Annotated in this window: 21 protein-coding genes; 4 read left to right on the top strand and 17 right to left on the bottom strand. The window is 62.8% G+C overall.

Going from position 1 to position 23139, the window contains the following annotated elements; genetic code table 11:
- Positions 1-70 precede the first annotated feature (70 nt).
- Positions 71-775 carry a TetR/AcrR family transcriptional regulator gene (locus BPRO_RS19095; protein ID WP_011484712.1) on the top strand — a complete coding sequence of 235 codons (705 nt, stop codon included), beginning with the start codon at positions 71-73 and terminating at the stop codon, positions 773-775.
- A 410-nt stretch (positions 776-1185) separates the two neighbouring features.
- Here BPRO_RS19095 and BPRO_RS19105 read toward each other — a convergent pair whose 3' ends face one another.
- The 4 genes from BPRO_RS19105 to BPRO_RS19120 form a co-directional block, all read right to left on the bottom strand.
- Positions 1186-1428, bottom strand: coding sequence for a hypothetical protein (locus BPRO_RS19105; RefSeq protein ID WP_011484713.1), 243 nt, complete (start codon positions 1426-1428; stop codon positions 1186-1188).
- Positions 1429-1477: 49 nt separating this feature from the next.
- Positions 1478-3007 (bottom strand): amidase, encoded by a 1530-nt coding sequence (locus tag BPRO_RS19110; RefSeq protein WP_011484714.1) that lies wholly within the window; start codon positions 3005-3007, stop codon positions 1478-1480.
- A 9-nt stretch (positions 3008-3016) separates the two neighbouring features.
- A complete protein-coding gene (locus tag BPRO_RS19115) occupies positions 3017-4009 on the bottom strand; it encodes a Bug family tripartite tricarboxylate transporter substrate binding protein (protein WP_011484715.1) in 993 nt (330 codons plus the stop codon).
- Between the two features lie 242 nt (positions 4010-4251).
- Entirely contained in the window at positions 4252-5280 is a 1029-nt protein-coding gene (locus BPRO_RS19120; RefSeq protein ID WP_011484716.1) for a 1-aminocyclopropane-1-carboxylate deaminase, read from the bottom strand.
- A gap of 228 nt (positions 5281-5508) precedes the next feature.
- On the opposite strand from BPRO_RS19120, the gene BPRO_RS19125 reads away from it, so the two are divergent.
- Positions 5509-5973 (top strand): Lrp/AsnC family transcriptional regulator, encoded by a 465-nt coding sequence (locus tag BPRO_RS19125; protein ID WP_011484717.1) that lies wholly within the window; start codon positions 5509-5511, stop codon positions 5971-5973.
- A gap of 211 nt (positions 5974-6184) precedes the next feature.
- Here the strand turns inward: BPRO_RS19125 and BPRO_RS19130 are convergent, their stop codons facing one another.
- Positions 6185-6661 carry an Lrp/AsnC family transcriptional regulator gene (locus BPRO_RS19130; RefSeq protein WP_011484718.1) on the bottom strand — a complete coding sequence of 159 codons (477 nt, stop codon included), beginning with the start codon at positions 6659-6661 and terminating at the stop codon, positions 6185-6187.
- Between the two features lie 105 nt (positions 6662-6766).
- On the opposite strand from BPRO_RS19130, the gene mdeB reads away from it, so the two are divergent.
- A complete protein-coding gene (gene mdeB, locus BPRO_RS19135) occupies positions 6767-9469 on the top strand; it encodes an alpha-ketoglutarate dehydrogenase (protein WP_011484719.1) in 2703 nt (900 codons plus the stop codon).
- Between the two features lie 131 nt (positions 9470-9600).
- Here the strand turns inward: mdeB and BPRO_RS19140 are convergent, their stop codons facing one another.
- From BPRO_RS19140 to purN, 12 genes are all read right to left on the bottom strand, one after another.
- Positions 9601-10785: a lipid-transfer protein gene (locus tag BPRO_RS19140; protein ID WP_011484720.1), complete on the bottom strand. Its 1185-nt coding sequence runs from the start codon at positions 10783-10785 to the stop codon at positions 9601-9603.
- Positions 10786-10822: 37 nt separating this feature from the next.
- Positions 10823-11797 (bottom strand): NAD(P)H-dependent flavin oxidoreductase, encoded by a 975-nt coding sequence (locus tag BPRO_RS19145; RefSeq protein ID WP_011484721.1) that lies wholly within the window; start codon positions 11795-11797, stop codon positions 10823-10825.
- 31 nt (positions 11798-11828) lie between these two features.
- The gene (locus BPRO_RS19150) at positions 11829-12617 is read right to left on the bottom strand and encodes an enoyl-CoA hydratase/isomerase family protein (RefSeq protein WP_011484722.1); all 789 of its coding nucleotides are present in this window, start codon (positions 12615-12617) and stop codon (positions 11829-11831) included.
- A 43-nt stretch (positions 12618-12660) separates the two neighbouring features.
- Positions 12661-13881: an acyl-CoA dehydrogenase family protein gene (locus tag BPRO_RS19155; protein ID WP_011484723.1), complete on the bottom strand. Its 1221-nt coding sequence runs from the start codon at positions 13879-13881 to the stop codon at positions 12661-12663.
- Between the two features lie 25 nt (positions 13882-13906).
- A complete protein-coding gene (locus BPRO_RS19160; protein ID WP_011484724.1) occupies positions 13907-14647 on the bottom strand; it encodes a TetR/AcrR family transcriptional regulator in 741 nt (246 codons plus the stop codon).
- 66 nt (positions 14648-14713) lie between these two features.
- Positions 14714-16519: an AMP-dependent synthetase/ligase gene (locus BPRO_RS19165; protein WP_011484725.1), complete on the bottom strand. Its 1806-nt coding sequence runs from the start codon at positions 16517-16519 to the stop codon at positions 14714-14716.
- A gap of 37 nt (positions 16520-16556) precedes the next feature.
- Positions 16557-17387, bottom strand: coding sequence for an ABC transporter ATP-binding protein (locus BPRO_RS19170; RefSeq protein ID WP_011484726.1), 831 nt, complete (start codon positions 17385-17387; stop codon positions 16557-16559).
- A 14-nt stretch (positions 17388-17401) separates the two neighbouring features.
- A complete protein-coding gene (locus tag BPRO_RS19175; RefSeq protein WP_011484727.1) occupies positions 17402-18595 on the bottom strand; it encodes an ABC transporter substrate-binding protein in 1194 nt (397 codons plus the stop codon).
- 30 nt (positions 18596-18625) lie between these two features.
- Entirely contained in the window at positions 18626-19675 is a 1050-nt protein-coding gene (locus BPRO_RS19180) for a branched-chain amino acid ABC transporter permease (RefSeq protein ID WP_011484728.1), read from the bottom strand.
- Complete coding sequence (locus tag BPRO_RS19185) at positions 19675-20559, bottom strand: branched-chain amino acid ABC transporter permease (RefSeq protein WP_011484729.1); 885 nt, start codon at positions 20557-20559, stop codon at positions 19675-19677. The genes BPRO_RS19180 and BPRO_RS19185 overlap by 1 nt, the downstream gene beginning before the upstream one ends.
- Positions 20556-21428, bottom strand: a complete 873-nt coding sequence (locus BPRO_RS19190; RefSeq protein WP_041388954.1) for an ABC transporter ATP-binding protein — start codon at positions 21426-21428, stop codon at positions 20556-20558. Before BPRO_RS19190 ends, BPRO_RS19185 begins: the two co-directional genes overlap by 4 nt.
- Before the next feature lie 292 nt (positions 21429-21720).
- On the bottom strand, positions 21721-22320 hold the full coding sequence (gene purN, locus BPRO_RS19195) for a phosphoribosylglycinamide formyltransferase (RefSeq protein ID WP_011484731.1): 600 nt from the start codon (positions 22318-22320) through the stop codon (positions 21721-21723).
- Positions 22321-22369: 49 nt separating this feature from the next.
- Here purN and BPRO_RS19200 point away from each other — a divergent pair, with 49 nt between their 5' ends.
- Positions 22370-23080: a YceH family protein gene (locus BPRO_RS19200; RefSeq protein ID WP_011484732.1), complete on the top strand. Its 711-nt coding sequence runs from the start codon at positions 22370-22372 to the stop codon at positions 23078-23080.
- The last annotated feature ends 59 nt before the right edge of the window (positions 23081-23139 follow it).

The following is a 23139-nucleotide window of genomic DNA, read 5'->3' on the forward strand; positions in this document are numbered from 1 at the left end:
TGAATACATCTGCATTGAATTCTAACCCTAAAATAATCAATGCTTACATTGTCTTAGCACCGAATCCCCAATGCCCTCTTCCGCCACCTCTCAAAACGACGCAGCCGCGCCACGCGGCAGGTACCACCACGGCAGCCTGCGCGAGGCCATGGTGGCCGCCGCGCTTGAACTGATCGAAGCCCATGGCGTGGAGCACTTAAGCGTGCGCGAAGCGGCGAGGACGGCTGGCGTGTCTCCCGGTGCCCCGTTTAGGCACTTTCCCACCAAGGCTGCATTGCTGACCGCCGTTGCAGAACAAGCGACAGAGCGCCTGCACGCGCAGGTGGAATTGGGCCTTGCCAACAGCGCGGGCCAGCCAGCACTGCTGCGTTTCGCGGCCATCGGAGAGGCCTACCTGGATTGGGCGGCGCGTCATCCCACACATTTCCAAGTGGTAAGCCAGCGCCAATTGCTCGATGCAGACGCCCCCGCGCGCCTGGCCCCGCACAACGACGCGATCCGTGCCCATATGCAGGCGTTGCTGGACGAAGCGTTCGCCGACACTCCCACCGCGCTCGCCCGGCTACCAGCGCTGCAATTGCTCGGACGAGCCCTGGTTTATGGCCTGTCACGCATGGGGGTGGATGGACATTTCCCGGAATGGGACCTTGGCCATGCTTCTGCGCCGACCGCCGTGCGCGACGCCTTTGTGCTTTTTATCGAACTGCTGGCCACCGGACGGGATGCTCAAACACGTGAGGCGGTGGCCCGATGGGCGGAGAGGCTTTCTGCTTGACGCTGGGCGGTGGTCTTGCTTTCGGCGCGCGCAATGCACCTTGAGTGAGCGATGGCGGCTTCTCCCGTCGATGATATTGGTGCCAGTTAGCCGACCGACAGTCCGCGGTCCGGAGCGACCGGTCTGGGGCAAGCAGTTTGGATTGCTCTGCTTCCGTATTCAGTCTGATCCGGACATCGAGCAACACACGCCACCCATCTACGCAATTGATCAAACCGGTTATTGACTGATTCTCGAAAGCACGTGTCTCGGCAGTCAGCCATTTCAATGCGAACCTGGCACGCTCTATCTCTGGTCCATCGAGCAGCAGTGGCCCAAGATCCTCCAGCAAAGCGCGTCCTGCGGCAGCATCTCATTGGCTTTCAAGAAATCTGCGGCCGCAGCCATCAGATGCGGGAAAGGTCTAGCCACTAGGCCAGGGGATCCGATGCCCGAATGACTTGCACCAGACTGGCACCCGGCACAGCGCCCAGCTTCAGGGCCAGGACCACGGTATGCACAGCTGGGTCGTCAAGCATCGCCAACAACGTTCCCGTGCCTGCTTCGCTGCCTGGCGTGGGCGCGCAAAGCGCTTCGTGCAAACGGGCGCTGCGCGCCGGGCCCAGCACGACAGGCAAGCCCATGGTCAGCCGTTGCGCCACAGCCCAAGGCATTGGCTCTTTGAGGCCAAGCAGTTGAATAGGTCCATTCCTTGTCTCCCCTTCAGGCGGCGGACGTCGGGGCTCCGGCGCCGCCAGTGCCGCCGCCGAGAACGGGCGGCGCCGTAACGATCGATGTCAGGGCGGGCTCGACGGAGCGCAGGCGGTCGAGCGCGGGACGCGGCCGCCGCAGCTCGTCAGACCCGGCAAAGGCCTGCTCCAGCGCCGCGGCCACGCCAAGCACGTGATGGTCCGCCCGGAAACGGCCGATCAGCTGCAGCCCGAACGGCATGCCGGCGTGATCGAATCCGCAGGGCAGGCTGAGGGCCGGCAAGGTGGTCAGCGTGACCACGTAGGTCAGCGCCAGCCAGCGGTAGTAATTGCTTTGTGCCTGGCCGTCGACCGTGTCGGCATACAGCGTGGTCCAGGGGAAAGGCGATACCGGCGTGGTCGGCGCGAGGATCAGGTCGCAGCCGGCCATCGCGGCATGGAAGCGCGCGAGGATGCGCGTTTGTTCTGCCTGCGCCCAGGCACAGTCGAGCAGGCTCATCGCAGCACCGATTTCGAAGTTGGCCCGCGTGTTGGGGCCGAGACTTGCCGGATCGCGTTCGTAGGCATCGCGCGTGCCGGCGACGAAAGCCTCGGCGCGCAGCACGTCGAAGCAGCGGTGCACATCGCCCAGTTCGAACTTCACCTCGTCGCAACTGCGGAACAGATGCTTCATCGAGGCGATCTTGCGGCGAAAAGCCCCGCGGATCGAGGCGTCGACGTCGCAGGCGCCGAAGTCCTCGGTCCAGCCGACACGCAAGGCCCCGAGGTCCACCGCCGGCGGCTCCAGGAAACCCGCTGGGTCCACCGGGTAGCTGAGGGGGTCGCCCACGGCGGCGCCGGCCGAAGCCGCCAGTTGCAGGCAGGCGTCGGCGACGGTCCGCCCCATCGGCCCGACCACCGAGATCGGCGTCCAGCCGAGCAGCTTGCGCGAACTCGGCACCAGGCCCGGCGAGGGCCGAAAACCCACCACACCGCACAGGGCCGCAGGAATGCGCAGCGACCCCCCAGTGTCGGAGCCCGTGCACACCGGAAGCATGTCGCAGGCCAGCGCTGCCGCCGAACCACCCGATGAGCCGCCGGCGTTGAGTCTCGGGTCGAAGGGGTTGCCGGTGGCGCCCCAGACCGCGTTGCGGGTGTTCGCGCCGGCGCCCAGCTCGGGCACGTTGGTCTTTCCGACCACGATCGCACCGGCTGCGCGCAAGCGCGCCACGAGCACGTTGTCGGCCGCGGGCACATGGTCGCGATACAGCGGCGAGCCCAGGGTGGTGAGCAGGCCCTCGGTCGCTTCCAGGTCTTTCACGCCCATCGGCAGGCCGTGCAGCAGGCCCAGCGGGCGGCCCTCGAGCACGGCGCGTTCGGCCGCCCTGGCCTCGCTGCGTGCGCGCTCGAAGCAGGTAGCGGTGACGGCATTGACGAATGGGTTCACCGCCTCGATGCGAGCGATACAAGCTTCGAGCAGCTCGACCGGCGAGATCTGTTTGGCCTCGATCAGCCGCCTCAATTCGACGGCGGACAGGACGACCAGGCTGTCATCGGTTGCCATATTCGTTCCTCATTCCGCCCGGATGTTCGCGCGTTGCGCCACGGCGCGCATGCGCGGCAGCTCGTCTTCGATTCGCGCAGCCACGGCGGCAGCGGACTCGTACGCGGGCTGCAGCCCGTTGGCAATGAGCTTGTCGCGGATCTCGGCGTCGGCCATGGTTTCGGCCAGTGCTTTTTGCAGCCTGGCCTTCGCATCGACTGGCAGACCGCGCGGCGCGACGACCGCCAGCCAGGAGTCGGCGGAAAAACCCGGGAAGCCGCTTTCCGCCACCGTCGGCACGTCGGGTAGCTGCGTGGTGCGCGTGGCACCCGTGACGGCGATGGCCTTGATCTTGCCCGCTTTCAGCTGAGGCAGCGACGCTGCCACGGTGTCGACCGTGAATGGGATCTGGCCGCCGATCAGGTCGCTCATGGCCGGCGCGCTGCCCTTGTAGGGCACGTGCAGCAGCTTGATGCCGATGGCGCTCCACATCAGCTCACCCGCGAAGTGGCCCGTCGTGCCGCTGCCAAAGGAACCGTAGACGTACTTGTCCGGCGTGCCGCGCACGGCGGCTACCAGTTGCATCAGGTTGTTGACCGGCACCTCGCGGTTGGCAATCAGGATCAGAGGAACGCGCGCGGCAAGGCCGATGGGCTCGAAGCTCTTGACCGGGTCATAGGGCAGCCTGGGGTTGAGCGCAGGGTTCACGGTGAAGGTGGAACCCGAGCTGATCAGCAGCGTGTAACCATCGGCCGGTGCCTTGGCGACAAAGGCGGCGCCGACGACGGTGCCGGCACCGGCCTTGTTCTCGATCACCACAGGCTGGCCGAGGTGCTCGCCCAGCTTTTTGCCGACAAGCCGGCCGACGATGTCGGTCGCCCCGCCAGGTGGAAAGGGAATGACCAGCTGGATCGGCTTCGACGGATAGCTTTGTGCGCGGGCGCCGCTCCATGGCACCAGCCCGGCCAGGACTGCCGCGACGATAGCCAGGTTTGTCGCCAGGTTTACGAGTTTCAGTTTCATCATGTTGTCCACCGTTTCAATGGCGGCCCGAGGGCCGCGGTTGGCATGTGCAAAGGCCTCGCTGCAACAGCGAATCCTCGCTCCAGGATGAGCACGTCTCCTCAACGGCTTGTCAGCAGCGACGTGGGCTCAACACCCGCTGCCCGGAGACCGTGCGGGCGCACGGCTCTCCGAGGCTCTCTCGAAAATCGGATCGGCGTGGTTCCCCTTCCTGAACCCCTTCCTCGCACCTGGGCAGGGGGTCAGCCGTTGCGGAACAGGAAGCTGTACGCATTGAGCGCGGGCACGCCACCCAGGTGGGCATACAGCACCTTGGACCCCTCGGCGAACTCACCGCGGCGCACCATGTCGATCATGCCGTGCATGGACTTGCCCTCGTAGACCGGGTCCGTCAGCATGCCCTCCTGCCGGGCGCACAGGCGAATGGCCTCCAGCGTGCCTTCGTTCGGCAGGCCGTATTCGGGCCCGCCGTAGCGGGTGTCGAGCACCACGTCTTTCGCGGTGATGTCGCGATCCAGCTCGACCAGCCTGGCGGTGTTCTTTGCGATGCGCAGGATTTGCGCCTTGGTCTTCTCAGGCTTGGCAGAGGCGTCTATGCCGATCACGCGGTCGGCACGGCCGTCGGCGGCAAAACCAACCACCATGCCGGCCTGCGTGCTGCCGGTGACCGAGCAGACAACGATGTAGTCGAACCTGAAGCCGAGTTCAGCTTCCTGCGCCCGCACTTCTTCGGCAAAGCCGACAAAGCCCAGGCCGCCATAAGGATGTTCGGAGCAGCCGGCCGGAATGGGGAAGGGCTTGCCACCGGCTTTGCGCACGTCGTCCATGGCCTGCTCCCAGCTGGGGCGAATGCCGATGTCAAAACCGGCCGCATCCAGGCGCACGTCGGCGCCCAGGATGCGCGACATCTCGATATTGCCGACGCGGTCGTACACGGCGTCGGAATAGTTCACCCAGTTCTCCTGCACCAGCACGCACTTCATGCCCAGGTGCGCGGCCACGGCCGCCACCTGGCGCGTCTGGTTGGACTGGATGCCGCCGATGGAGACCAGCGTGTCGCAGCCTTGCGCCAGCGCCTCGGGGATCAGGTACTCCAGCTTGCGGGTTTTGTTGCCGCCAAAGGCCAGGCCGCTGTTGCAGTCTTCGCGTTTGGCGTACAGCTCGACCTTGCCGCCCAGGTGGGCGCTCAGGCGCCTGAGCGGCTGGATGGGCGTGGGGCCGAAGGTCAACGAATGTCTGGGAAACTTTTTGAGGTTGAGCGTGAGTTGCATGATCGTGGCTCCGGTGAAAGCCCCCTTTGCGTGGACTGTGATGGCCGCAAAAGGATGGCTTGGTTGGCTGAAATGTCTTGCGCAGTCGTGATTAAATCGTAGCCAAGCCCACCAGAAATTAATTGCAAACTCTCAGAATGAAACCTCTTTCTGGAATCTATTTTTCAAATATTCAAGAAATTCATTTCGATTTTTATAAAATTAACGCAATATTTAGCCAATACACCCATGGAAATCACCCTCGACCGGATTGACCGCAAATTGCTGAAGCTGTTGCAGCAGGACGCCTCCCTGCCCAACATCGACCTGGCCGAAAAAACCAACCTCAGCCCGCCCGCGTGCTCGCGACGCATTGCCAAGCTCAAGGAGCTGGGGCTGATCCGAAAAACCGTCGCGCTGGTGAACCCGCGTGCGCTGGGCTACAACGGCCTGGTCATCATTGGCGTGGTGCTGGACCGCTCGACCACCGACTCCTTTGCCGCCTTTGAGAAAGCCGTTGCCGGCCTGACAGGCTGCCTGGAGGTGCAACTGGTGACCGGTGAATTTGACTACTTCGTCAAGCTGCGCATCCAGAGCATCGACTCCTTCAATGAGCTGCATGCGGCGCAGCTGATAGGTCTGCCGGGCGTGAGGCAGATTCGCACGTTTGTGTGTTTAAAAGAAGTGTTCGAGACTACGGCGATTCCTGTTTGAGTTCAATGGAGTCGGATATCGAAAGCTATTGAATTGATAGCGGGTTGGTTTTGCTGAGGGTCGCTGGCCGGGGGTAGCCCGGCGGCTACTCACTTTTCTTTGCTTCGCCAAAGAAAAGTAAGCAAAAGAAAGTGAGTCGCCCGCCGGGGCGAGTCCCGGCCTCCAACCCCAGCAAAGCCAACAAAACCCAAATCCACAATCAGACCGCGAACTATGCGGCCGCAACCCGCGGCAACGGCAACGCCGTCTTATAGCGCACCTGCTTGAGCGCAAAACTGGAGCGGATTTTTTCGATGCCGGGAATCGGCGTGAGCTGCTCCAGAATGAATTTCTCCAGCGCCCCGATGTCGGCGACCGCCACGCGGATCAGATAGTCGCTGTCGCCAGTCATCAAATAGCACTCCATCACTTCGTCATGCTCGGCAATGCGCCGCTCAAACTCGCCCAGCGCCTCCTTGTTTTGCGAGCGCAGGCTGATGGAGATGAACACACTCAGCCCCAGTCCCAGCGCCTGCGCATTGGCAATGGCCACATAGCGGTCAATGACCCGGGCGGCCTCCAGCGCCTTGACGCGGGCCAGACACGGCGACGGACTTAAATGCACGCGCCGGGCCAGCTCCACATTGGACAGCGAGCCATCGCGCTGAAGCTCGTCAAGAATCTTCAAATCAAGGTTATCAAGCTGCATAGTCTGTAAATTTAGTCAATTGCAGAATTTTATGCCGCCAGTTACGCATTTATCCCCATATTTAGGCAACACCTTTTGCGGGAAGATGCGTACAGTGGATTTGCCATGAACGATTCCACCCCCCACCATCTCCTGATGCAAACCGCCGACGCTTTCACGCCAGACCCTGACCCACAGGAAACCGCGGAGTGGCGCGAGGCGTTTGAAGCCCTGGCAGCCACGCAGGGCCCGGCCCGCGCGCGGCACATGCTGGACGAGCTGAGCCGCGTTGCCCGCAACCGCCGCATCGGCTGGCAGCCCGAGCTGTCCACGCCCTACATGAACACCATCGGCGTGAACGAGCAGCCAGTCTTTCCCGGCGATCTGGCGCTGGAGGAACGGCTGGCTTCGCTGATGCGCTGGAACGCGCTGGCCATGGTGGTGCGCGCCAACCAGGCCGAGCTTGGCGGCTCCAGCGAACTGGGCGGCCACATTGCCAGCTACGCCAGCGCCGCCGATTTGTTTGAAACCGGCTTCAACCATTTCTTTCATGCGCGCGAAGGCACGGGCGAAATTGACGGTGTCAAGCAGCATCGCGGCGACCTGGTGTTCTTCCAGCCGCACAGCGCGCCCGGTGTGTATGCGCGCGCCTACCTCGAAGGCCGGCTCACTGAAAAGGACTTGAGCTTTTACCGCCAGGAACTCACCGCACCCGGCCAGGGTGCGCAAGGCCTGTCCAGCTACCCCCACCCCTACCTGATGCCCGGGTTCTGGCAGTTCCCGACAGGCTCCATGGGCATAGGCCCGATCAGCTCGATCTACCATGCGCGCTTCATGCGCTACCTCACGCACCGGCGGCTGCTCGACTGCAGCGGCCGCAAGGTCTGGGGCGTGTTCGGCGACGGCGAGATGGACGAGCCCGAGTCCATGAGCGCCCTCACCCTGGCAGCACGCGAAGGGCTGGACAACCTGGTCTGGGTCGTCAACTGCAATCTGCAGCGGCTCGACGGCCCTGTGCGCGGCAACGGCCGCATCATCGACGAGCTGGAAAAGCTCTTTGCCGGCGCAGGCTGGAACGTCATCAAGCTGGTCTGGGGCAGCGACTGGGACGGCCTGTTTGCGCGCGACCTGACCGGCGCGCTGACGCAGGCCTTTGCCCACACGGTGGACGGCCAGATGCAGACCTTTGCCGCCAAGGACGGCCGCTTTAACCGCGACAACTTCTTCGGACAGAACGAGGAACTGGCCCGACTGGCCCAGGGCATGACCGACGAACAGATCGACCGCCTCAAGCGCGGCGGCCACGACCTGGTGAAAATCCATGCGGCCTATGCAGCGGCGGCCAACCACAAAGGCCAGCCCACGGTGATCCTGGCGCACACCAAAAAAGGCTATGGCATGGGCAGCGCCGGCCAGGGCAAGATGACCACGCATTCGCAAAAGAAATTTGACGAGACCGATCTTCTGGAGTTTCGCAACCGCTTCAATTTGCCCTTGACCGACGAGCAGGCCAAACACATCGCGTTTTACAAGCCCGCCGATGACAGCCCCGAGATGCGCTACATGCACGCGCAGCGTGCGGCCCTGGGTGGCTACCTGCCCAAACGCGACACCACGGCCGAGGTGATTCCTGTACCGGCCTTGCCAAGTTACGCCCAGTTTGCGCTTGGTGCTGCAGCCAAGGAAATGAGCACCACCATGGCCTTTGTGCGCATGCTGGGCAGCCTGCTGAAGGACCCGGCCCTGGGCCCGAAGATCGTGCCCATCGTGGCGGACGAAGCGCGCACCTTCGGCATGGCCAACCTGTTCAAGCAGGTCGGCATTTACTCCAGTGTGGGCCAGCGCTACGCACCCGAAGACATCGGCTCGGTGCTGAGCTACCGCGAGGCCCTTGACGGGCAGATTCTGGAAGAGGGCATCAGCGAAGCCGGGGCACTCGCCAGCTGGACGGCCGCGGCCACCAGCTACAGCGTCCACGGCTTGGCCATGCTGCCGTTTTATATCTATTACTCGATGTTCGGCTTCCAGCGCGTCGGCGACCAGATCTGGGCCGCAGCCGACCAGCGGGCGCGCGGCTTCCTGCTGGGCGCCACTTCAGGCCGCACCACGCTGGGCGGCGAAGGCCTGCAGCACCAGGACGGCTCCAGCCACCTGATCGCCGCCACCATTCCCAACTGCAAGGCCTATGACCCGGCCTTTGCCTGCGAGCTGGCCGTCATCATCGACCGGGGCATGCGCGAGATGATGGTGGAGCAAAAAGACGTGTTCTATTACGTCACGATGATGAACGAGAACTACGCCCAGCCAGATCTGCGGCCGGGGTCGGAGGCGGACATCATTCGCGGATGCTATCAATTCAATAGCTATCAAGGTCCGGCAAGCGAAGGGAAATCAGCCAAAAATCCACAACATGTGACGCTGATGGGTTCAGGGGCCATCCTGACCGAGGTGATCAAGGCGGCGCAGCAACTGGCAGACCAGGGCATTCATGCCACCGTTTACAGCGTGACCAGCTGGAGCGAGCTCGCACGCGATGGCGCGGCTTGCCAGCAGCGGATGCTGAACGGCGAAGGAATGACCGAAGGCGCAAAGACTGACGCGTTCATCAGGCAGCAACTGCACGCCAGCCAGGGGCCCATCATTGCCGCCACCGACTACGTGCGTGCCGTGCCCGAGAGCATTCGCGCTTTCCTGCCCGAAGGCCGCGCCTACCTGACGCTGGGCACCGACGGCTTCGGCCGCAGCGACACGCGGGCCGCCTTGCGCGAATTTTTTGGCGTCAATGCACAAAGCATCGTCAACGCGGCACGGCATCTGCTGAAGGCTTGAGCCGGTACCCGGCGTGAGGGGTTCAGCAAGGACGGCGCTGGCCGCCCACCTGCCCGCCGGATTCAATTGGCTTCAATGCAGCATTCACGGCCGGCATTGGCGCGCGTCTGAAGTCATGCAACTACGTGGTGCTAGACCCGTTCGTAGAGCGTGACGACACAGGCGCCGCCGAGACCGAGGTTGTGCTGCAGCGCCAGGCGGGCGCCGGCGACCTGCCGCTTGTCGGCGTTGCCGCGCAGTTGCTGGACCAGTTCGGTGCACTGGGCCAGGCCTGTCGCGCCGAGCGGATGCCCTTTGGAGAGCAGCCCGCCGGAGGGGTTGGTGACAAAGCGTCCGCCATAGGTGTTGTCGCCATCCAGCACAAACTTCTCCGCACCGCCATCGGCGCACAGGTCCAGTGCCTCATACGTCAGCAGTTCGTTGTGGGCAAAGCAGTCATGCAACTCCACCACCTGAATGTCCTGCGGGCCGACACCCGCCTGCGCATACACCTGGCGCGCCGCATCCCGCGTCATGTCGACGCCAACCAGCTGGCGCATGTCGTGCGCATCAAACGTGGAAGAGCGGTCAGTGGTCATGGCCTGGGCCTTGATGCGCACCGACCGGTCCAGGCCATGGCGCTGCGCGAACGCGTCACTGCACACGACAGCCGCGGCGCCGCCACAGGTGGGCGGGCAGGCCATCAGGCGGGTCATCACGCCCGGCCACATCATCGGCGCGTTGAGCACGTCCTCTTCGGTCAGGACCTGCCTGAACAGCGCGAGCGGGTTGTTGGCCGCGTGACGGCTGGCCTTGGCGCGGATTTTGGCGAAGGTGCTCAGCTTCGTGCCGTATTGCTGCATGTGCGCCAGACCGGCACCGCCAAAATAACGCAACGCCAGCGGCACGCCCTCGACCTGCAGCAGCGCATCGGCTTCTGCCTCGAAGCGGTCAAAGGGCGTGGGCCGGTCGTCGTACACCGAGCCCAGGGCGCCGGGCTTCATCTGCTCGAAACCGACCGCCAGCGCGCAATCGACGCTGCCCGAGGCCACCGCCTGGCGCGCCAGAAAGAGCGCGGTGGAGCCGGTCGAGCAATTGTTGTTGACGTTGAACACCGGCACGCCCGACATGCCGACAGCATAGGCTGCACGTTGCCCGCTGCACGAGTCGCCATAGACATAACCGGCATATACCTGCTGCACCTCGTGGTAGTCGAGATGCGCGTCTTGCAGTGCGGCCCAAATGGCCTGCGCGCCCATCACGTCGTAGGACTGGCTCGCGCCTGGCTTGGCAAAAGGGATCATGCCGACCCCGGCGACAAAAACATCTCGTGCCATGCTTATCTCCTGAATAGTGCGGACCGGCCGCGTGAAATCAAGCGGCGAACATCGTGCGCCCGCGATCGAGTGCCACACGGCAGTCAGCGACCATGCGTGCCATCAATTCCGCGCAAGTCGGGATGTCATGGATCAGCCCCACCACCTGGCTGGCCCAGACGAGGCCGCCATCCACCTCGCCGCTTTCGAGAGCCGCCCGCCCGCGTGCGCCAGCCACCAGGTGATGGATATCACTGAACTCGCAGCCACCCGGCTGCCGCTCCAGCGCCACCACCTCGCTTGAAATGGCATTTTTGAGGACCCGCCCGGTGTTGTTCAGCGTCCTGAAGATCAGTTGCGTGTCGCGTTCGCCTGCATGGATCAGCGCCTGCTTGATGTGCTCATGGATGGGCGCCTCTTGCGTCGCGCAAAAGCGCGTGCCCATGTTGATGCCTTCAGCGCCCAGTGCCAGCGCCGCCGCCATGCCGCGGCCATCGGCAATGCCGCCCGAGGCGACCAGCGGAATCTTCACTTGGTCGGCAGCGGCCGCAAACAGCACCAATCCACCGACATCGTCTTCACCCGGATGGCCCGCGCATTCAAAGCCGTCGATGGACACGGCATCGACACCATTGCGCTCTGCCGACAAGGCATGCCGCACCGAAGTGCACTTGTGAATAATTTTGACCCCGGCGGCCTTGGCCTTCAGGATGAATTCCCTGGGGTTGTTGCCGGCGGTTTCCAGAATCTTCACGCCGCTGTTGATGACGACATCGAGATAGGCTTCATAGGGCGGCGGTTTGGCCGAGGGCAGGATCGTCAGGTTCACGCCGAAGGGCTTGTCGGTCATGCTGCGGCAGCGCGCAATCTCGGCCGCCAGCGCCTCAGGCGTGGGCTGGGTCAAGCCCGTCAATACGCCCAGGCCGCCCGCGTTTGAGACGGCCGATGCCAGCTCGGCGCGTCCCACCCATTGCATGCCGCCCTGAATGATGGGGTAGCGGATGCCGAGCAATTCAGTGATTCGGTTCTTCATGGTTTGCCTTAAAGGGTTGAAATGACGCGGGCTAGTGGCCCTTGAAAACGGCTGGCCGTTTGGCAAAGAAGGCCTTCGCGGCTTCCTTGAAATCTTCCGTCTGCGTGCTGGCCTTGAAATTTTCGCGTTCAGCGTCGAGCTGCGTGGGCAAGTCGGTCTCGAAGGACTGGCGCATCAGCCGCTTCATGCGGCCGTAGGCCAGGGTAGGCCCGGCAGCCAGCCGCCGGGCCAAGGCCACGGTTTCTTCCTGCAACTTGTCAGCGGGTACCACGCGGTTGACCAGGCCCAGACGCAGCGCTTCGGCCGCGTCAAAAGTTTCCGACAGCAGGGCAATCTGCATCGCGTTGCGCAGCCCCACCAGCCGCGGCAGGCTCCAGGAGCCTGATACGTCACAGCTGGCACCGACATTCGCATAGGCGAGGTTAAAGCGCGTACTGTCGGCTGCGATGACCAGGTCGCAGGCCATGGAGAGGCTCAGCGAGCCACCCGCCACCACGCCATGCAGGCTGGCAATCACGGGGGCATTGAGTCCGGCCAGCAGCACGACCGCCTCGTGCAAGCGGCCGATCAGATCTTGTGCCGTCGCCGCAGAGTCGTGCTGCAGCGCTGCCAGGTCGCCGCCCACGCCAAAGGCGCGGCCTTCGCCGCGGATGACAATCACCCGCAGCTGCGGGTCGTCCGCCAGCGACTGGCAAGCCGCCAGAAATGCGCTGGCCGTCGGCACGTCCAGTGCGTTCATGGCCGAGGGGCGGTTAAAGGTCATCGTCGCCATGCCGCCTTCGCATGTCAAGATCACCGGGTTTGAATTTGAAGCGCTCATGAGGTACTTTCTGTTGTGCTGAGTCGGGTCATCAAGCGCTTAATTAACCCGTGTAAGCGCGGCCAAAGATGTTGCGTGCAATCACCCATTTCTGGATCTCGTTCGCACCTTCGTAAATCTCGCCAATCTTGGCGTCGCGGTAGATCGACTCCAAGGGCATCAACTCGCCCGTGGCCGACAACTCGCGTACAAAGCCATAGGCACCACAGACCTGAATCGCATCACGTGCCACGTCGACCGCCAGCCGACTGCCCACCAGCTTGGCCATGGCTGCCTCGACCTCGGCGCTGCCTTCCACGTCGTAGCGGTAGCCCGCCTTCTGGTAGAGGCTGCGCGCCTGCTCCAGGCCCACTGCATGCTCGGCAAACAGGTACTGCCAGTGCTGCATGCGCGCGAGTTCCTGGCCAAATACCTTGCGCTTGCACATATAGTCGGCTGCATGGTCGAAGGCGGCCTGGGCCATCGCCACGCCAATCGCGCCTATGCCCATGCGCCCGAGCGCCAGTGCGCCGAGCGCGACGCGCAGGCCGCCACCTTCGGTGCCGACGACATGGTCGTCCGGCACGAACACCTTGTCGAACACGACGTCGGCCGTCAGCTGCAGGTGGTTGCCCATCTTGAGATCGGGCTTGCCCACCGACACCCCCTCGGCGCGCATGTCGGCCATCAGCATGGTGAGGCGTTCACCGCTGCGGCACAGCACCACAATCCAGTCGGCCACCGGGGAGTTGGTGATCCAGCGCTTGCGGCCATTGATGCGCCAGCCGCCGGCTACCTGGGTCGCCGTGGTTTGCATGGACGTCGCTGACAAGTCGGTGCTGGCCTCCGGTTCGCTGGTCGCGAACGAGCCGACAAACTCGCCGCGTATCAGCGCCGGCAGGTATTTGTTGCGCAGCGCGGCAGGTGCTTTTTCCAGCGTCTTACCGACCAGAATGGCCTGCCCGTCATAGAGTGCCGAGGCCAGTCCCCGGCTGTAATAGGCCAGCTCTTCCAACACGGTGAGGGTCGCCAGTGTGGGGAATTCGAGCCCCCGGCCGCCTACATCTGCCGGAAAGGGAATCGTGTAAAGCCCCGCGCGCGCCATCGCGTCAAACTGTTCGCGCGGAAACGCCTCTTTGGATTCAGGGGTGGTGTTCAAGCGGTGCGCGACAGGGCGCAGCACGTCTTGCGCGAATTCACGCACTTCAGCGCGAATCCGGCGCGTCTCGTCGGGCAGCCCCACATCGTGGAACAAGGTGTCGGCCCTGCGGGCTGGATGGGTCATGACGGTTTCCTGGGGGCGTTCGGAATCACGGGGTTTTGCGCAGGCCGGCGCGGCGTCGTGCTGCGGTGGCCGGTGCAGGTTCAAGGGACACGGGTACCGCCGGCGCCGGTTCGGCAGGGCGCTGGCGCACAAGGGGTTTGGCTTTGCCGCTGCACAGGCCATTGGCCAGCAAAGCGATGCATTGCTGCGCGATGTCGTCTGGGCTCAAGGCCCCATCGGGCCGGTACCAGCGTCCAATCCAGCTCAGCGCGCCTGCCAGCGTGAAGGCGGCGATCTTGGGGTCACAGGGCGCGATGGAGCCTTCCTCGATGCCAAGCCGGATCAGTTCACGGAACTCTTTGTCGATTGCGGCCTTCATGCGCCTTAGCTTGCGCTGGCTTTCCGGTGGCAGCGGGTCTTCGCCCACGCGGATCAGGCACATGCCAAAGTCCATGGTCACGATCTCGGTGTATTTGTGCATGGCGGCCACCAGCTTGTCCATCGCGCTGCCACCGGAGGCACCCACCTCCGTGATCGCGTCCTGCAGCATCGTGAGGCCAATACGCACGCATTCGTAAAGAATTTCGTCCTTGCTCTTGACGTAGTAGTACAGCGTCGGCTTGGTGACATGCAGCCGCTCGGCGACCTCGTCCAGCGTGCTAGCCTGGTAGCCTTTTTCGTTGAACACCTGTGCTGCCATGCGCAGCACCGCCTCGCGCTTGTCTGTGCGAACCTTCTCGCGTTCGGTAGTGGGGGCCCAGGGGGAGACGAGCTTTCGAGCAGTCAAGATATTTCAATTCCTGTGGGGTAGGGTGGAGCGGGATGCCGTGGCGAGATGGAGTTTGCGTAGCGTTCAGCGGTACAGCGCCTCAATTTCGGCCGCATAGGTTTTGTAGATGCTGGCCCGGCGCACCTTCATGGTCGCCGTAACTTCACCGTCATCGTGGTCCAGCTCCTTGGTCAGCAAATGAAAGCGCCGGATACGTGACACTTCGGCCAGCAGGGCGTTGCCCTTGTCCACTTCGGCTTGAACCAGTTCACGCACCTCGGCCGTTTCAACCAGCGAGCGGAAATGCGTAAAGGTCACGTTGCGCGACTCCGCCCATTGCGCCACGGCGTCGTAGTCGATCTGGATCAGCGCACCGACGAACTTGCGCGCGTCGGCGACGATCACGCATTCCTTGATGAACAGGCTGCCCTTCATGGTGTTTTCGATTTCCGACGGCGTCAGGTTCTTGCCGCCGGCGGTGATCATGATGTCCTTGAGCCGGTCGACGATGCGCAGCGAGCCGCCCCTTTCTTCGACGACGTCGCCGGTGTGCAGCCAGCCGTCCACAATGCTGGATGCGGTGGCCTCTGCGTTTTTGTAATAGCCCTTGAACACCACGCCGCCACGAATCTGCAGTTCACCCTGGCTTGAGAGCCGGTGCTCAACGCCCAGGGTCGGCACGCCGACGGTGCCAAAAACCACCTGGTCGTTCCGTTGGCCCAGCACCATGCCGCTGGATTCCGTCATGCCATAGACCTCGACCAGCGGCACGCCCAGCGTGCGAAAGAACTGCACAATGGCCGGCGAAACCGGTGCGGCACCGGTCAGCGCCACGCGGGCCTGGCGCAGGCCGATGAAGTTCTGCAGGGCCCGGAAGATCAGGCCGTAATAAAAGGCAAAGCACAGCTTTTCGCCCAATGAGCGCTGGTGCGCCGCCTTGTGTGCGAACGGCGCACATGCGCGCAGGCCTGCATCGAACAAACGTTGGCGCAGCCCGCCCGACTCATGCATCTTGATGGAGATGGCTGAGTGCAGCTTTTCCCAGATGCGCGGTACGCCCAGAAACATGGTGGGCGCGACTTCGCGCAGGTCTTCCTGCACGGTGCGGATTGATTCACCAAAATCCACGCGTGAGCCCAGGTACAGCGGCACAAAGGCAGTCAGCATCTGCTCGGCCACATGGCACAGCGGCAGGTAGGACAGGTGCGAGGTCTGCGCGGTCAGGCCCAGTCGTTCAATCACGCCCGGCGCCATGGCCGCGATGTTGCCGTAACTGATCATTGCGCCTTTGGGTTTGCCGGTAGAGCCCGAGGTGTAGATGATGAGTGCGGTGTCTTGAAGTTGTTGATGGGCCAGCACTGACTCAATATGCGAAGCATCCAGGGACGCCACGCCGAGCGCTTCGAGCTCCTCAAAGCCCATCACCAGCGCGGGTGCGCGCGCCTTCGTCTCTGCCAGCCCTTTCCGTTCAATCATCACAATTTTCCTGAGCTGGGGCAGCAGGTCGCGTGCGTCAAGCACCTTGTCAGACTGTTCCTGGTCTTCGCAGATCACCACCTCGGCATCCGCGTGGGCCAGTACATAGGCAATCTCGTTGGTCGGGCTGGTCGGGTAGACGCCCACCGTGACGCCCCCGACCAGACCCGCGCCTAACTGGGTCAGCACCCACTCGACACGGTTCTCGGACAGCACGCCCACATGGCCACCCTCTGACAAGCCCGCAGCACGCAAACCCAGGCCCACCTGTTGTGCGCGCTGAAAGTAGTGGCCCCAGGTCAGCGGCTTCCAGATGCCGTGTTCCTTCTGGCGGATCGCCACTGAAGCGGTGCGGCGCTGTGCCTGCTCTCGCAGCATCTGGGGCAGTGTCAGTGTGTAGGTCATCTCAGTCATGAAAGAAGGTCCGGTGGTTTGGTGCGGTGCTGGGGGCTTATGACAGCCAGCGCTTGCGGCGCTTGTAATGCTTGAGATCCTTGAAGCTCCTGGCGCCGCCCTCGCTGCCAACGCCGAGGTAAAACTCGCGCACATCGGGGTCGGCGGCGAGTTTCTCTGCGCTGTTGTCGATTACCACCTTGCCGGTTTCCATGATGTAGCCGTAGTGCGCCACCGCCAGTGCGATGGACGCGTTTTGTTCCACCAGCAGCATGGAGACGCCGCGCTCCGCATTGATGCGGGCGATGATCTCGAAAATGGTCTCCACCAGCACCGGCGACAGGCCCAGCGAGGGCTCGTCCAGCAGCATCAGCTTGGGCTCGGCAATCAGCGCCCGGCCAATCGCCAGCATCTGCTGCTCACCGCCAGAGAGGTAACCCGCCAGGCTGCGCCGGCGTTCATGCAGGCGCGGAAAGTAGTCGTACACCTTGTCGAAATCAGCCTTGCCCGCACGTTTCCCGGTCAGTGCATAGGTGGCTGCCACCAGGTTTTCTTCGATGGTGAGGTCTTCAAATACATGCCGGCCTTCCATCACATGGAAGACGCCGGCACGAACCAGCGCGTGCGGCGCGATGCCGCGCGTGTCCTGGCTGTCAAAGCGGATGTCGCCGCGCGTCATTTCCCCATCCTGCAGCGCCAGCAGGCTGGAAATGGCTTTCAGTGTGGTGGACTTGCCGGCGCCATTGCTGCCGAGCAAGGCCACGATTTGCCCACGTGGAACTGCCAGTGACAGACCGCGCAACACCTGAATCGCCTTGTTGTAGACGACCTCGATGTTGTTGACTTCCAGAATGGCGTTGCTGTCGATTGCCACGGTTTTTTCCATCATGGTGTGGTCATTTATTACTGCAGACTGATCCACTCGGAGGCCGGCACCATCTTCTGCTGCTTGAAGTCGGCCCGGTAGATGCGGCCCACGGGAATGGAGTTGCCCTTGATCGACAAGGGCACGCCAATGACGCCGCCGGTGTCGAAATTGCGGATCGAGCTGAGCGCGGTTTTCATGTTCTTGCCGGTCAGCTCATTGCCCGCATCCAACGTGCGTTTGGCAGCCTCGGTCAGCAGCATGGCGCTCAGGAAGCCCTGCATGTAGCCTGTGCTCTGGTACTCGGGGCGCATCTTGCGGATGCGCTCCAGCATCGGCGCTTTGCCTTCGGTGTCGTAGTAGTAACGGTAAGGCATGACGCCCAGAAAACCATCGACATTCGCGCCCATGCGCATGACGGTCGAGTTGTCCATGCTCCAGAAGGTGCCCATGAACGCGGTCTTGAGATTCAGGGCCTTGGCCTGGTTGATGAATTCAGGAATGGGTGCCGAGACGTAGCCGTGAAAGATGGTGTAGTCGGGGTCCGCGCGGCGCAGCTTGATGACCTCGGCCGACACGTCCACGCTGCTCGGCGGCGTGACGATTTCGCTGACCAGGTTCAGGCCCAGTTTCTTGGCCTCGGTCCGTGCGGCGTCGACCGGGTCGCGGCCGAACTCGGTGTCCGAGTACACAAGCGCGACCTTGGCGCCGGGTTTGGTCTTGGCGATGTACTGCAGCAGGATGCCGACCATCTCGCTGTAATTGGGGCCCACCATGAACTGCAGCGGGTACTTCTGCGCGTCACTGATTTCCTTGGCGAACGAGGCGCCGGTCATCAGGATGTTCTGGTTGCGCTCCAGTTCGGGGTTGACGGTTTTGACAAACGCGGTGGAGTCAGCGTAGTAAAGGCTGACCTTGTTCTGGCTGGTAATTTTCTTGAATGCCGCCATCGACTGGTCAACCTTGTAGCCGGTGTCCTCGGGCACGTAGCGCACCTTGCGGCCTTTGATGCCGCCACCCTCGTTGAGAATGGTCAGGTAATCCTTGATGCCCTGGTCAATGCCGATGCCCGCAAAGGCGAACACGCCCGTCAGCGGTATAGAGCCGCCCAACACGATGTCTTCTTGCGGTGCTGTTTTCGGAGGCGTCTTTTGTGCCAGCGCGGCGGGCGCTATGGCCAAGGCGGCGGCGGCGAGCGTCGCCAGACAAATTGTTCTGCGGAAGCTTTTCATGGTTGTCTCCTGGTTGATTTAAATGCAGGTTCAGGTACGGAAGGGCCACAGGTGAAACAGCCGGCGGATGCGTCGCCACACCTCCGCCAGGCCATGCGGCTCGAAGATCAGGAACAGCACGATCATCAAACCGAACACGATGGTGCGAACGGGCGACAGAATCAGCGCGGCATTTCCGCCAAAAGACGCCAGGGGCAGCCAGCCCACGATGAGCTTGAGCAACTCGGGCACCAGCGTCATGAACACCGCACCGAGAATGCTGCCCAAGATGCTGCCCATGCCGCCGACGATGACGGCGGCGAGGAAAAAGATCGACATCAGCAGCGGAAAACTCTCGGGCGAGACTGCGCGGAAGAAGTAGGCAAACAGGCCCCCGGCCACGCCGGCATAAAACGACGAGATCGCAAACGACAACAGCTTGTAGCGCAGCAGCGAGATGCCCAGCACCTCGGCCGAAATATCGCGGTCACGGATGGCGATGAAAGCACGGCCGATGCGGGTGCGAAACAGGTTGACGGCGCCCAGCAGCATCAGCCCCATGACCGGCACGATCACCCAGTACAGCTTGAAGGAGTTGTCCAGCTCGATGCCAAAAAATCGCGCTGGTGGCACCGTCAAGCCGCTGCTGCCACCGGTCAAACTGCTGAAATGCGAGAAGATGAAATGCGCGATGACACCCGCCGCAATGGTGGCAATCGCCAGGTACAGGCCTTTCACACGCAGCGACGGCAAACCGACCAGCACACCGGCGAGCATGGCGACGCAGCCACCGGCCAGCAGGTTGCCCACAAAAGGCAGGCCAAAGCGGATCTGCAAAATCGCCACCGTGTAGGCACCCAGCCCCATGAAGGCGGCCTGTCCCAGGCTCACGAGGCCGGTGTAGCCGGTCAGGATATTGAGCCCACTGGTGCTGGCGATGTTGATGGCCACCAGGCACGCAAGGTAGAGCCAGTATTCGCTGGCGACAAAGGGGAAGGCACACAAGGTCAGAGCGAGTACACCCATCCAGACGCGCTGGGTGGTGCTGTCGAACAGGGCGGTGTCGCCCGCGTAGCTTTCTTTGGCAGAACCAATGCGCATCAGAGCCTCTCAATTTCGTGGGTACCGAACAGGCCGTAGGGCCTGACCATCAGAATCAATACCAGCAGGCTGAAGGTGGCCAGAATTTTGTATTCACCGCCCAAATAGAAGCCGGTCAAGGCCTCGACCAGGCCCACCAGAATGCCGCCCACCAGTGCGCCGAGCACACTGTCGAGCCCGCCGAAGATCACCACCACCAGCACCGACAGGCCGAACACGCCCATGGCGGATGAGATGCCACCGATCGATCCCACCACGATGCCGGCGACGCCCGCGATCATGGCCGCAGCCACCCACGCCAGCGAAAACACGCGCGGCACGTTGATGCCCATGGAGTACGCCGCAGCCTGGTCCGACGCCGTGGCCCGCAGCGCCACGCCGCCGCGCCAGAAGCGAAACACCAGCAGCACCACCACGATCAACAGCACGGCAATCCAGAAGCCGTAGAAGATCTTGGGCGACACAAAAGCCTCGCCAATCTCGATCGGTTTGGACGGCAAAAATTCAGGCAGGCGCTGCTGGTCGGCGGTCCAGATCAGCTCGACCAGCCCGACCAGAATCGACGAGAGGCCGACCGTGACCATGAAGGAGGAAATTGGCGATTCACCCAGCATGGGCCGGATCATGGTGCGCTCTACCAGCGCGCCAAACGCGCCCGATACCAGCAGCGCGCCGGGTATCGCCAGCCATACCGGCAAGCCCATGCCCGCCGAAAACGCAAAGAAAATGTAGGCGCTGATCATCAGCATTTCGCCGATGGCGATGTTCACCACCCGCGTGGCCTTGTAGATCATCACGAAAGCCAGGCCCGTCAGCGCATACAGGCCACCGGTGCCTAGTCCGGCCAGGCTGATTTCAAACAGCAGCCACCAGTCGATGTTCATGCTGCAAGCCTCTCGTCTTTGTCCATGCCTGCTCGCTTGCCGGCCTGCGCGGCTTGCTGGAATCTTGCGCGCAGCGCTTCGATGTTGCCCGAGCCCAGATAGGCCTTGATGACCTCCGGGTTGGCCTGCACTTCGGCCGGCGTGCCGTCGGCAATTACCTGGCCAAAGTTCAGCACCACCACATGGTCCGACAGGTCCATCACCATGCCCATGTCGTGCTCGACCATCAGCACCGTTACGCCCCACTCGCGCCGCACCTCCAGGATAAAGCGCGCCATGTCTTCGGTTTCCTCGCGGTTCATGCCGGCGACAGGTTCATCGAGCAGCAGCAGCTTGGGCTTCATGGCCAGGGCGCGCGCGAGTTCGACGCGCTTTTGCAGGCCATACGACAGCGCTGATACCGGCGCCTTGCGAATGTGGTCGATTTCCAGGAAGTCGATGATGCGGTCCTCGATTTCGCGGCGAAGCTCCTGCTCTTCGCGCCGTGCGGCAGGGCTGTAAAACAGCGCCTGCAAGGGCCCGGTCTTGAGGTGGCAATGGCGGCCGAGCTTGATGTTGTCGAGCACCGTCATGCCGCGAAACAGCGCGATGTTCTGGAAGCTGCGTGCCAGACCCAGCGCGGCCCGCCTGGGCGGTGCCATGCCGTCAAGCGACTGCCCTGCGAAGCGGATGCTGCCAGCGCTGGGGCGATAAAAGCCAGAAATGGTGTTGAACACAGAGGTCTTGCCGGCACCGTTCGGGCCAATCACCGACGTGATGGAGTCGGCTTTCACGCTGAACCCGACGCCGCGCAGCGCCTTGACGCCACCGAAGGTCAGAGTGAGATCTTCAACTTCCAGCAAAGAAGGAACTGCTGCGACTTTCACCATGTCTCCTGGTTATTTGAAGGTTCTGGCTGCACGATGTTGACGTCGCGCCCAAAAACCTACTTTTAAGTAACTTAGAGAATAATAAGTAGCTTTTCACGCAACCGCAAGCGGGTTTGAATAGTGTTTACCCTGAAGCAAGGGGCCGCCTGGTGAGATGGAGCCTGCAGATTTGGACGGCAACACCGCAAGCGGCGAATCCGCCGGACAGGAGAAGAACGCCACACCGGGTTCATGACGCGGTGCCGGCTCAGCGCTCAGCGCTCAGCGCTCAGCGATCAGCGATCAGCACCCATCAGCCAGCGGCCTGCTCCAGCAACGCGCGGATTGCCCGCGGATAAATCAGGTGTTCCTGGCTCAGCACGCGGGCGGCCAGCGTGTTCGCGCTGTCTCCCGCAAGAATGGGCACCACCGCCTGGGCCAGAATGGGGCCGTGGTCAAGATCGGCAGTGACCAGGTGCACCGTGGCACCGGCCACCTTGCAGCCCGCATCAATGGCCCGTTGATGGGTGTTGAGGCCGGGGAAGGCGGGCAGCAGGGACGGATGGATATTGACCAGCCGACCGGCGTAGTGCGCCACAAAAGCGGGCGTCAATATGCGCATGAAGCCAGCCAGCACCACCAGCGTGGGCTGGCAGGCATCAATAGCGCCCTGCAGCGCCGCGTCAAACGCATCGCGCGAGTCAAATTGCTTGTGATCAATCACCTGGGTCGCAATGCCCAGCCCGGCCGCGGTGGCCAGCCCCTCGGCACCCGGCTTGTTGCTGATGACGCAGGCCACGCGGGCATGGAGGGTGTCCTGCCACCGCTCTTTTTGCGCTGCATTCGTGATGGCCACCATGTTGGAGCCCCCGCCAGAGATCAAAATAACGATGTCCTTTGGACTGCTTCCCATATTGTTTCTTATCACCTTCTGGTGCCTCTTTCAAATATCACCCTAGTTTATGACCATCAGAACCCTGACCCCGATTGAAGCCCGCGTGCTGGGCACACTCATGGAAAAAGCCCGCACCGTGCCCGACAGTTACCCCCTGAGCCTGAACGCACTCGTGTCGGGCTGCAACCAGAAAACCAGCCGCGACCCCTTGATGGAGGTGAATGACGATGAAGCGCGCGCCGCCATTGACAGCCTGAAAGCACAAAGCCTGGTCTTTGAGGGCAGCTCCAGCCGCGTGCCTCGCTTTGAACACAACTTTCAGCGCGCCGCAGGGGTCAACGAGCCCCAGGCCATGGTGATGGGCCTGCTGATGCTGCGCGGCCCGCAAACCGCCGCCGAGCTGCGCACCAATGGCGAGCGCTGGTACCGGTTTGCCGACTCGGCAGCGGTGGAAGCGGTGTTGCTTGAGCTACAACAGCGCGGCGAGGACGGTGGCCAGGCCACGGTGCAAAAACTGCCCCGCGCAGCAGGCGCCCGCGAACAACGCTGGGTTCACCTGCTGTGCGGCGAGCCCGACATCCAGGCCCTGATGGCCAGCGCACCCACGACCGCTGAGGCCGAAGGCCTTCTGGCCCGCGTGACCGCCCTTGAAAACACGCTGGCCCGGCTCAAGGCAGACAACGCGCAACTGCGCAGCCATGTCCTGAACATCAGCGAGCAACTGGGCATTGCACTGCCTGAAACACTGGATGACGCCCACGATCATTCGCCAAATTAGGCCGGTTTGTCCCCGTTTTGACAGGTCAAAAAGCACATTCGTGCTAAAACCGGGGAAAT

It is taken from the genome of Polaromonas sp. JS666 (assembly GCF_000013865.1).
In the GTDB taxonomy this organism is placed as follows: domain Bacteria; phylum Pseudomonadota; class Gammaproteobacteria; order Burkholderiales; family Burkholderiaceae_C; genus Polaromonas.

Coding starts and splice junctions, on each gene's coding strand:
- BPRO_RS19115 (WP_011484715.1), bottom strand. CDS start 4,009: ATGAAACTGAAACTCGTAAACCTGGCGACAAACCTGGCTATCGTCGCG.
- mdeB (WP_011484719.1), top strand. CDS start 6,767: ATGAACGATTCCACCCCCCACCATCTCCTGATGCAAACCGCCGACGCT.
- BPRO_RS19110 (WP_011484714.1), bottom strand. CDS start 3,007: ATGGCAACCGATGACAGCCTGGTCGTCCTGTCCGCCGTCGAATTGAGG.
- purN (WP_011484731.1), bottom strand. CDS start 22,320: ATGGGAAGCAGTCCAAAGGACATCGTTATTTTGATCTCTGGCGGGGGC.
- BPRO_RS19125 (WP_011484717.1), top strand. CDS start 5,509: ATGGAAATCACCCTCGACCGGATTGACCGCAAATTGCTGAAGCTGTTG.
- BPRO_RS19190 (WP_041388954.1), bottom strand. CDS start 21,428: ATGGTGAAAGTCGCAGCAGTTCCTTCTTTGCTGGAAGTTGAAGATCTC.
- BPRO_RS19145 (WP_011484721.1), bottom strand. CDS start 11,797: ATGAAGAACCGAATCACTGAATTGCTCGGCATCCGCTACCCCATCATT.
- BPRO_RS19200 (WP_011484732.1), top strand. CDS start 22,370: ATGACCATCAGAACCCTGACCCCGATTGAAGCCCGCGTGCTGGGCACA.
- BPRO_RS19130 (WP_011484718.1), bottom strand. CDS start 6,661: ATGCAGCTTGATAACCTTGATTTGAAGATTCTTGACGAGCTTCAGCGC.
- BPRO_RS19185 (WP_011484729.1), bottom strand. CDS start 20,559: ATGAACATCGACTGGTGGCTGCTGTTTGAAATCAGCCTGGCCGGACTA.
- BPRO_RS19095 (WP_011484712.1), top strand. CDS start 71: ATGCCCTCTTCCGCCACCTCTCAAAACGACGCAGCCGCGCCACGCGGC.
- BPRO_RS19170 (WP_011484726.1), bottom strand. CDS start 17,387: ATGATGGAAAAAACCGTGGCAATCGACAGCAACGCCATTCTGGAAGTC.
- BPRO_RS19140 (WP_011484720.1), bottom strand. CDS start 10,785: ATGGCACGAGATGTTTTTGTCGCCGGGGTCGGCATGATCCCTTTTGCC.
- BPRO_RS19105 (WP_011484713.1), bottom strand. CDS start 1,428: ATGCCTTGGGCTGTGGCGCAACGGCTGACCATGGGCTTGCCTGTCGTG.
- BPRO_RS19150 (WP_011484722.1), bottom strand. CDS start 12,617: ATGAGCGCTTCAAATTCAAACCCGGTGATCTTGACATGCGAAGGCGGC.
- BPRO_RS19175 (WP_011484727.1), bottom strand. CDS start 18,595: ATGAAAAGCTTCCGCAGAACAATTTGTCTGGCGACGCTCGCCGCCGCC.
- BPRO_RS19180 (WP_011484728.1), bottom strand. CDS start 19,675: ATGCGCATTGGTTCTGCCAAAGAAAGCTACGCGGGCGACACCGCCCTG.
- BPRO_RS19120 (WP_011484716.1), bottom strand. CDS start 5,280: ATGCAACTCACGCTCAACCTCAAAAAGTTTCCCAGACATTCGTTGACC.
- BPRO_RS19165 (WP_011484725.1), bottom strand. CDS start 16,519: ATGACTGAGATGACCTACACACTGACACTGCCCCAGATGCTGCGAGAG.
- BPRO_RS19155 (WP_011484723.1), bottom strand. CDS start 13,881: ATGACCCATCCAGCCCGCAGGGCCGACACCTTGTTCCACGATGTGGGG.